A 9,721-nucleotide genomic window follows, 5' to 3' on the forward strand; every position below is an offset into this window, starting at 1 on the left:
CTCCTAGTATCTCGGATAAGGATAAAAGGTGCTTTCTTCTAGGCCAACTTTGCCTTCTTCAAAAACTTCTTGGTTCCAGATGATCTCAAAGCTCTCTGCCTCTTCGTCTGCTAAGAAATCCATGAGCTCATCCAAGGCCAGCTCAGCTGTATCTCGAAGGAAAGTCGCAAAATAGGCTAGAAACTCACGAGACAAGCCTTTTTTAGGCTCATAAGGAATCGCTGTTAAATAAGCATCTTCTTCTACATGCGACTTGGCTGGATTGTAGAAGATGACGGCTTCTTCAAAGAAGATATCCTCATCAGACTCTTCCCCCGACTCATCGACCAAGGCAACTCCTCCTGTGTTTTGCACTTCCAAGAGAAAAGCCACTTCTACCGCATGATTTTTCTTATCCCAATTGATCTCAAAATCAAAAGGAAAAACCTTGTCCATCTCCTCTTCTAAAATATCCAAAAATCCGTATTTAGACATAGCGTCCTCTTTCTAATTTCCCACTCTTAGAGCGGAATATGATACAATAGTTACTACAATCTTACCATAAAAAACGCCTCTTTGAAAGGAGACAAAGCTAGAAAGGAGAAGGAAATGCCCGACAATCTCGCACTCCGGATGCGACCACGGACGATCGATCAAGTCATCGGTCAACAGCACCTGGTCGGAGAAGGCAAAATCATTCGTCGCATGGTCGAAGCCAATCGTCTGTCCTCTATGATTCTCTTTGGCCCACCAGGGATTGGCAAGACCAGTATTGCTTCTGCGATCGCAGGAACCACTAAGTATGCCTTTCGGACCTTTAATGCAACAGTTGACAGTAAAAAACGCCTCCAAGAAATCGCAGAGGAAGCCAAATTTTCTGGTGGCCTAGTCCTGCTTTTGGACGAAATCCATCGCCTCGATAAAACCAAGCAAGATTTTCTCTTGCCTTTGCTCGAAAGTGGTCTGGTCATCATGATCGGCGCAACGACTGAAAATCCCTTTTTCTCTGTCACACCCGCTATTCGTAGCCGCGTACAGATCTTTGAGCTGGAACCGTTGACGACGGAGGAGGTCAAACAGGCACTGAAGACAGCGCTAGATGACCCCGAGCGTGGCTTTGACTTTCCTGTCGTTCTCGATGAGGATGCTTTGGATTTCATCGCGACTTCAACCAATGGAGATCTTCGCTCTGCCTTTAATTCGCTCGATCTGGCGGTGTTGTCAACTTCTGAAAATGCAGAAGGCATCCGTCATATTACGCTAGAGATCATGGAAAACAGTCTCCAGCGCAGCTACATCACCATGGACAAAGATGGAGACGGTCACTACGATGTGCTCTCTGCCCTGCAAAAATCTATCCGTGGTTCGGATGTCGATGCTAGTCTCCACTACGCCGCTCGTTTGATCGAAGCCGGAGATCTACCCAGCCTCGCTCGTCGCTTGACTGTCATTGCTTATGAGGATATCGGTCTGGCCAATCCAGATGCGCAGATTCATACCGTGACGGCGTTGCAAGCAGCTGAGCGCATCGGCTTTCCCGAGGCCCGCATTCTCATCGCCAACATCGTCATCGATCTAGCCCTTTCGCCTAAATCCAACTCAGCCTACGTTGCGATGGACAAGGCGCTGGCTGATCTTAGAAGTTCTGGCAACCTTCCTATTCCTCGCCACCTCCGCGATGGTCATTATGCCGGAAGCAAGGAACTAGGAAATGCGCAAAACTATAAATACCCTCACAACTACCCTGGCAACTGGGTCAATCAGGACTACTTGCCAGACAAGCTCAAACACGCTTCCTACTTTATTCCCAATGAAAATGGCAAGTACGAGCGTGCTCTCGGAGCCACCAAGGAGAAGATTGATCAATTTAAGAAAAAGTGACATCGGTTTCAAAAAAATGAGATTTTTTCTTGAAATATTTTCAAAATGTGATATCATATACATATAGAAACGCTGTGGTGTACGAACTCACACTTAAGTGTTGACCGACTATTTTTTGTATTATTAGGGAAACAAAAGACTTCTGGCAGTATGCAGGCCGTTTCACGCGGAAGCAGCTAAGTCAGAGCGAGTTGCCCACCTGCTTAATTGCGCGGGTTCAATACAAATCGTGAAGTTTCGGCACCAATACAGCTTTTTATATTTGCCTCCTTAGCTCAGTTGGTAGAGCAGTAGACTCTTAATCTATGGGTCACAGGTTCGAGCCCTGTAGGGGGCATCAAACTTCAACAGTAAAAGCCTTGATAACCAAGGCTTTTTTGCTTGTCTTAAGAGCATTTGCCCCATCATTTGCCCCACATTTTTTTATGAGCAATCTCTCCAGATATCTCTGATTTGATTAAATTCCTCAAAAATTTTCTCTTCTAAAGTGTGTCCATATACTTCTACTAACATTGAAATATCTCTATGCCCTAGAATTTTTGCAATAACTCCAAGGTCAAAACCTTTGTGCCAGAGGTAGCTTCCATAGGTATGACGTGCTCCTTTTGTCGTGATAATTGGATAAATATCTAATTCATTTAAAAGAACACTCAAAGCTTTATTGACACTTGCAATATCTGGTACCAAGTGAATATATCCATAATGCTGAAAAATCATTTTATACTTATTCTTGATTCCTAGCTCTTTATTAGCCTTCTCCTGTTCAATTTTTAGGACTTGTAATATCTTAATGCATTCTTCATCTATCGGTACCATCCGAATAGACGTTTTGTTTTTTGGAGGGACAAATTTATGAGAAAGGGTATTAAACCTCCTATATGTTTTTAGTAGTCCTCAGTCAAAATCAACCTCATTCCAAGTTAACGCTACTAACTCTCCAAACCTCATGCCTGTTTTTAATAGAAAATAGACGATATAAGGAACAATTGAACGTTGGTAATCGAATTTTCTCTTTACTGCTAAAAGTAAATCCAGATAGTCCTTTTCTGTATGTAAATATTTCTCTTCTGTCATCTGTTGTTCTTTGGATGAAAACAACTCGACATGTTGTGTAAAATCATCTATTAGAACTTTGTCAGCAATTGCCATTTGGATGCTCTGATGAATTCCAGTATTCAATCTACCAAGAAAATTTCTACCAACTGTTTGACCATACTTATTCATTATTCTTTGGTATTCACTCGCACGAATTTGAGTGACTTTTTTATTTCCAAATAATCTTTCAATTGTGTTTTTACGGAGAAGATATTTTTTCTTTGTCTCTTCCGACCTACTACTCGGTAGAATTTTTAGTTCAAGCCATTCTTGATATAGATCGACAAGAGAAATATCTCTAGAAATTCTTTTCCCTAAACGAAGTTCTTGCAGAATCGGCTCAGCTTCTGACTCTGCAAGTTTTTTTGTTTTAAAACCGCTATTATGAGCAACAGTTTTTCCTTCGTTACGAATTTCATAGGTCCATAAGTTACTATCTCCTCGCTTTCGATAACGAACACTTGCCATATTACGCCACCTCTGTTCCTAGAATCTCATTTACAACACTTTTTGGAACAACCATCAAACGTTTGCGATTATAAAATGTATAGCCTCGTGATACAAGTAATTCTCTTGCCTGATGGATGATATCATTTGCAGTGTGAGGGCGATAGCCCATTTCAATTAATTCTTTGTTGCTAATTAAATTATTATCCATAGTTATCCTCCTTATTGATTTTCTAAAGTCAGAAACTCACCTACAAGTAGTTGTAATTCTGTATTTAATTTAGGGAGATTCTGTATTAATACTTCTTTTAATTCTTCCGCAAATTGGTTCGTTTCTTCTCTCAATAGTTTGCGGACTCTTGTTTTTTTCTTTTTGATGCTGTCTGATTTTAAATTTGGAAAAGCCAATGACAACAGTTCAGGATTGTTGAGAAAGATAATTGTAAATGCTCTTTGCTCCACTCGAATATGATCTAGCTTATAAAATCCGAAATTATCAAGTCGATTCATAATATCTTGGACCATCTCCTCCCCAATCGCTTTGGTTCTGAGTTGGAACTCTAGTCTCCACCAAAACGGATTCACATCCAAATCTAGCTTCTCTTCTCGCTTGTGAGCAATGATTTCTTTATTCTTATCATATAACCTAACTTGTACATTACTACCGCTAGAACCCCAATATTTCGTCTCTAATTCGCCCCCTCGACCATAGAAGACCTTATGTGTAACACCACCTTTAATATGTTGCAAATTAACGATTTCAGGCCTGTTGAAAATGTCAAATGCCAAATCAAAACGAGACAAACGTACCGTCAATGAATTCAATCTGGCAAAGTACATTAATTGCCTCCATACTTTCATTCCATCAAATTCTTTTAAAGTATTAGGATTGAAATCAATTCGAATCAATTGTTCACCTCCATAAGTGGATAATTGAAAAAATATAATATTGATCGAATCATACTCATTAAAAACTTTAGCTAAAGTAAAGACATCATCTCGAACATTATCATATATTTCAAATGAGTCAACTCTTGTACTTATTGCCTGTTTCAGATTTTTGAAAATTCGTCTTAGGGAACCAGTGTCTGTATCCCAGATAACCGTTAATCTATCAATACTGACATCTAGTCGCTGTACTAATTCTCCTACATCACATCGTTCTTGAATGCTTCTTAAATCTTGTATAGAAACCAACAAAATTGTCCCCCCTTCTTTTAGATTTTTTAGGTCTCAGAAACACCGTCAAATCAACGTTTGCTCGTTCCGTCGTTCTTTGGACGTTGTCCTAAGTGTACCTTTTTGCTGGCTGTTAGAATAGCCAGCTTTTGCTTGGCTAGAAATTGTCTGGACGGCAGCCTGCAGGACTTCGCCTGACTTCCCGTCAGGCTCGTCCCTTGCCCTTGCCCACACAATTTCTAGCTCCAAGGCTTCGAATAGTCATCAGTCATAGTCATAGTCTCGTCCTCAAATTCCTCCTCACTCACTATTCCTAAACACATGAATTATTTGTATCATTTATAACTTATTTGTAAGTTATAAATATATTTTATAAAAAATATTTGGAGCAGTCAACTAAAAACTTGATTTGTAAGTTTATAGATGATAGAATAAGTTTAAAATACAACATAGGAGTTTATCATGACCTTTATTATTCAAAATTTTGGACCCAATTTGGCACGACTACGCATAGAAAAAGGAGTGAGTCAAACTCAACTTGCGGAAGATTTAGGAATCGGTAAACAATCCATCTCTGATTACGAAAAACAAAAAAGCTATCCTACCTTTGCAAATTTAGATAAGATAGCAGAATATTTTAATGCAACTCCAACTCAACTTTTTGGAACTAGTAAAGAGATTGAATTAGAAAAGAGTGTTCTTGAATCGAATGAATACTCTGATAAAGTAAGTGAGATCTTAAAGGCTGTCAAATACATCGAACATTTTCTAGAAACTGATGGACAGTACTTAGAGGATTTACTTTACTTAACAAGAGGCAACCAACTATACACAGAAGATGGAGATGAGTTGTATATTGATCCAACTTCTCAGAAAAGAACACTTCATAACCAATATGAACCTGGTTTTATTGAAGCAAGGGATAAATCTCCACTAGAACTCTTAATTGAAAATAAGGAATTGTTTGATAAATAGAAAAAGCGAGGATAACCTCGCTTCAGATTGAAGTTAAAATCTTTAGAAGACACTTTTATAAGGACTTTGTCTTCAATCTGTGAAAAGGAGTGAAAACTCCTTTTCTTTTTGTAAGTCAGACTGAAACTTCCAAATTGTTTATTTATTTTATTGACATTTTCTATAAAAATAAGTACAATAGTTTTATTAGCAAACTATACTATATAGGGGGTATTGAAATGAAATTTTCTAATCGTTTACTGCTATTCCTTGCAGGAGTTGTTTTTGTCCTTTTAGGACTTTTCCTATTTACAAACCCAGTAGCTAATCTTGTTGCTTACAGCTGGTGGATTTCATTTGGTTTACTGGTTTCTTCTATAGCAGCTATTTTAGGCTATTTCTCTGCACCAAAAGAGCTTCGCTCACCTGTTTATCTTTTCCAAGGATTTGTTAGTCTTCTCTTAGCTCTTTACCTCGTTGCTTATGGCTTTGTGACCCTGCCGGTCGTCATTCCGACCATTGTAGGAATTTGGTTAATTGTAGAAGCCATTATTGCTTTCTTTAAAGGCAATCGTCTAAGATTGATTTTCCCTATTATTGGTAGCAATATCATGTGGGTAGCCTTGCTTGAATTTTTACTAGGTCTAGTGATTCTGTTCAATCCAGTGGCTACAGGTGTCTTTGTCGTTTATGTCATTGCCTTTTCATTTTTAGTTACTGGCTTCACCTACATTATTGAGGCCTTTCGTAAATAGTCTAGTTGCTATTTCTATCGCATTCAAAAAAGCTGGGAAATCATATTCTCAGCTTTTTCGTCTCTTTAATTATCACTTTTTCGCATTCCATTCTACGTAGAAATTTGTTTTTCCATTTTATTCTCCAATTTGATCTCGCACTGACATTTATTTATAACAAAACTATATATCTAGAATAGCATAATCATTAGGTATTATAGGTTTTCAAACAAAATACGAGTCATTCGTTTTTGCCCCGCTTTTGCCCCATTTTTAAATCCTGACATTGAAAATACCTAAAAGTATTTCCCTAAAATCAGCTATATTTCAACATTTTTGTTTATTTTCAATATGAAAAGTTCTTACAAATCCATGTAGGGGGCATCTAAATCAACAGGAAAAAGCCTTGAGTTCCAAGGCTTTTTTGCTTGTCTATAACTGATTTGCCCCATCATTTGCCCTACATTTTTTTATGAGCAATCTTTCCAGATATCTCTGACTACGAAAAACAAAAAAGCTATCCTACCTTTGCAAATTTAGATAAGATAGCAGAATATTTTAATGCAACTCCAACTCAACTTTTTGGAACAAGTAAGGAGATTGAATTAGAAAAGAGTGTTCTTGAATCGAATGAATACTCTGATAAAGTAAGTGAGATCTTAAAGGCTGTCAAATACATCGAACATTTTCTAGAAACTGATGGACAGTACTTAGAGGATTTACTTTACCTAACAAGAGGCAACCAACTATACACAGAAGATGGAGATGAGTTGTATATTGATCCAACTTCTCAGAAAAGAACATTTCATAACCAATATGAACCTGGTTTTATTGTAGCAAGAGATAAATCCCCACTAGAACTCTTAATTGAAAATAAGGACCTATTAGATTAAAAAAGCGAGGATATGTACTGATCCCAAAAGTTAGACAGAAAAAAATCTAACTTTTGGGATCAGTACATTTTCAACTCTCTTATTTATTTTCTTATCTCACATAATTACTTCACATGTCCAGGCTCATCAAATTCATTTTTTTCAATAACATATGCCACATTTGCATTCTTATTGATCAAAGAACATATATCTATTATATTACAAAAAGCTCTCTGACCGCAAAATTCCGTTAATTTACTACCTTATTCCTACTTTCTATTTTCTATTTTACTTTTCTGATAAATAAGATTATAATAAGGAGTATTTATTTTCGGAGGTTTTTATGTCATTTCTATCAAAAAATTGGGCAGGACTGTTAGCCTGTCTGATCATTTCTATCATCTCTTGGGTTTTAGGAGGCTTTCTGCCTGTTGTGGGAGCACCTGTTTTCGCCATTTTTATCGGAATGATTCTCCATCCCTTTCTCACTTCCTATAAACAACTGGATGCCGGCTTGGCTTATAGCTCCAAAAAATTGCTTCAGTATGCTGTTATCTTACTTGGTTTTGGACTCAATATCTCTCAAGTTTTCGCAGTTGGAAAATCTTCCCTTCCTGTCATCCTTTCGACTATTTCTATCGCTTTAATTATTGCTTTCTTTTTCCAACGATTTTTTAACATGGATACAAAGCTAGCTACCTTGATTGGGGTAGGCTCTTCTATCTGTGGCGGTTCTGCCATTGCAGCGACTGCTCCTGTTATTCACGCCAAGGAAAAAGAAGTAGCCCAAGCCATTTCTGTTATCTTTTTCTTCAATGTCTTGGCAGCTCTTATCTTTCCAACTCTAGGTTCTTGGCTCCATCTCTCCAACGAAGGTTTTGCTCTCTTTGCGGGTACTGCGGTCAACGATACTTCCTCTGTAACAGCCACAGCTAGCGCCTGGGATAGTCTGTATCATACCAATACTCTAGAATCTGCAACCATTGTCAAACTGACTCGTACCTTAGCTATTATCCCTATTACTCTCTTCCTCTCCTATTGGCAAAGCCGTCAACAAGACAACAACCAAGGAGTAAAGCTTAAAAAAATCTTCCCTGTTTTCATTCTCTACTTCATCCTAGCTTCTCTGCTAACTACCGTCCTTACTTCTTTTGGTGTTAGCAATAGCTTCTTTTCACCTCTCAAACAGCTCTCCAAATTCCTCATCATCATGGCTATGAGTGCTATTGGTCTCAAAACTAACCTCGTTGCTATGATCAAATCCAGTGGAAAATCCATTCTTCTTGGAGCCCTTTGCTGGATCGCTATCATCCTGACTAGTCTTGGCATGCAATTACTCATCGGTATTTTCTAAGAAAAAAGGGAGCCTAAAGGCTACCTCAGAACGTAGACAAACGTCATTTTTGGCGTTTGTCTTTTTGTATCTTCAAAGATATTTTGTCTTATCATCTACTATTCCATCCAAAAATCTGATTTAAAGCAAAATAAAAAGGGATATTCCCTATCCATTTCGATAATTTTTTCATTAATTTGTTTTTCCATTTTATCCTCCGATTAGTCTCGCACTGATATTTATTGATAATAACACTATATTTCTAGTATAGCATAATCATTAGATATTATAGGTTTTCAAACCAAATGAGAGTCATTCGTTTTTGCCCCACTTTTGCCCCATTTTTAAATCATGACATTGGAAATACCTAAAAGTACTTCCCTAAAATCACTTATATTTCAATATTTTTAATTACTCTCAATATGAAAATCCTTTCCAAATCCATGCAGGGGGCATTTTTTTATGCACAAAAAGCCTTATAATAAAGGCTTTTTTGCTTGTCTCAAAAGTATTTGGCTCATATTTTTATACACTATAATGTAGCGTACGAAGTTAGAACATCCTGCATCATTGTTATTCCATTTAAAATAAAAAAGCACCTTTGAACCCTAGCAAACATTTGACAGTTCTTCATCGAATCCGCTATGATAAGGGTACTTGAAATTCCAAGTTTTCGTTACATCTTAAATGTAAGGAGTCCAAAATGAAAATCTATTATTCAAAATATGTCGGATATGGCTTTTTGGCTTTTGCCTGTGCGATCTTTGTCCACTTAGCTTTTTTATCGGTCCTAGGTTTTGAGGGTTTTCCAAAAATCACTTTTATCACTCTCATTCAAATCCTTTTATTGTTAATTGCGGTCTATGCAACCATTGCTGGGATCAAAAGACTGACCAGTCGTCAGATCGCCTTTGAGCTGACTTCTGATGGGATCCATGCTTATCAGGGAGTGATTCTGACAAAAGATATCTTTATTCCCAAGGATGATTTGGTAACTGCAGCCTATAAAGTGGTTGACGTCAGTGACCCGGATCACCAAAATAGTAAAAGTTATTTCATCGACTTTCAACTGAGGGACAATACAGCACTAGAAAATCTCTCAAAATCGAATGTCATCATTAACACAGAGCACCATACCGTAAAACTCTTCGTCAATCTTTGTAAATTTAAGGAAGAAGATTGGCAAGATCTTTCCAAGTACTTGACGGACGAATACCGAATAACCGTTTTATAGCAAAGAAAAGAGA

General features: G+C 37.7%; 10 protein-coding genes, 1 tRNA gene, 1 other RNA gene and 1 pseudogene. 8 read left to right on the top strand and 5 right to left on the bottom strand.

Annotated features, from left to right (window positions below):
• Positions 1-3 precede the first annotated feature (3 nt).
• Positions 4-474 (bottom strand): DUF3013 family protein, encoded by a 471-nt coding sequence (locus O3642_RS07100; protein ID WP_371605673.1) that lies wholly within the window; start codon positions 472-474, stop codon positions 4-6.
• 114 nt (positions 475-588) lie between these two features.
• Between O3642_RS07100 and O3642_RS07105 the strand changes: the two genes are divergently transcribed.
• From O3642_RS07105 to O3642_RS07115, 3 genes are all read left to right on the top strand, one after another.
• Positions 589-1,860, top strand: a complete 1,272-nt coding sequence (locus O3642_RS07105) for a replication-associated recombination protein A (protein ID WP_371605674.1) — start codon at positions 589-591, stop codon at positions 1,858-1,860.
• A 66-nt stretch (positions 1,861-1,926) separates the two neighbouring features.
• A non-coding RNA gene (gene ssrS, locus O3642_RS07110) (6S RNA) lies at positions 1,927-2,119 on the top strand.
• Between the two features lie 5 nt (positions 2,120-2,124).
• Positions 2,125-2,197 (top strand) — tRNA-Lys (locus O3642_RS07115).
• 86 nt (positions 2,198-2,283) lie between these two features.
• Here O3642_RS07115 and O3642_RS07120 read toward each other — a convergent pair.
• The 4 genes and pseudogenes from O3642_RS07120 to O3642_RS07135 form a co-directional block, all read right to left on the bottom strand.
• Positions 2,284-3,423, bottom strand: a pseudogene (locus O3642_RS07120) (tyrosine-type recombinase/integrase).
• A 1-nt stretch (position 3,424) separates the two neighbouring features.
• The gene (locus tag O3642_RS07125) at positions 3,425-3,613 is read right to left on the bottom strand and encodes a DUF3173 domain-containing protein (protein ID WP_000369785.1); all 189 of its coding nucleotides are present in this window, start codon (positions 3,611-3,613) and stop codon (positions 3,425-3,427) included.
• Between the two features lie 11 nt (positions 3,614-3,624).
• A complete protein-coding gene (locus tag O3642_RS07130) occupies positions 3,625-4,602 on the bottom strand; it encodes a replication initiation protein (RefSeq protein WP_371605675.1) in 978 nt (325 codons plus the stop codon).
• Between the two features lie 45 nt (positions 4,603-4,647).
• Positions 4,648-4,830 (bottom strand): hypothetical protein, encoded by a 183-nt coding sequence (locus O3642_RS07135; RefSeq protein ID WP_046164674.1) that lies wholly within the window; start codon positions 4,828-4,830, stop codon positions 4,648-4,650.
• A 213-nt stretch (positions 4,831-5,043) separates the two neighbouring features.
• On the opposite strand from O3642_RS07135, the gene O3642_RS07140 reads away from it, so the two are divergent.
• The 5 genes from O3642_RS07140 to O3642_RS07160 all read left to right on the top strand — a co-directional run bounded on the left by O3642_RS07140 (position 5,044) and on the right by O3642_RS07160 (position 9,708).
• Positions 5,044-5,556 (top strand): helix-turn-helix domain-containing protein, encoded by a 513-nt coding sequence (locus O3642_RS07140; RefSeq protein WP_003004059.1) that lies wholly within the window; start codon positions 5,044-5,046, stop codon positions 5,554-5,556.
• 218 nt (positions 5,557-5,774) lie between these two features.
• On the top strand, positions 5,775-6,290 hold the full coding sequence (locus O3642_RS07145) for an HdeD family acid-resistance protein (RefSeq protein ID WP_003004261.1): 516 nt from the start codon (positions 5,775-5,777) through the stop codon (positions 6,288-6,290).
• Between the two features lie 458 nt (positions 6,291-6,748).
• Positions 6,749-7,162, top strand: a complete 414-nt coding sequence (locus O3642_RS07150) for a helix-turn-helix domain-containing protein (protein ID WP_081103087.1) — start codon at positions 6,749-6,751, stop codon at positions 7,160-7,162.
• Positions 7,163-7,484: 322 nt separating this feature from the next.
• Entirely contained in the window at positions 7,485-8,495 is a 1,011-nt protein-coding gene (locus O3642_RS07155; protein ID WP_371605676.1) for a YeiH family protein, read from the top strand.
• Between the two features lie 682 nt (positions 8,496-9,177).
• A complete protein-coding gene (locus tag O3642_RS07160; RefSeq protein ID WP_371605677.1) occupies positions 9,178-9,708 on the top strand; it encodes a hypothetical protein in 531 nt (176 codons plus the stop codon).
• Positions 9,709-9,721: the final 13 nt, after the last annotated feature.

The sequence above is a fragment of the Streptococcus sp. 27098_8_66 genome, assembly GCF_041431945.1.
Classification (GTDB): domain Bacteria; phylum Bacillota; class Bacilli; order Lactobacillales; family Streptococcaceae; genus Streptococcus; species Streptococcus dentalis.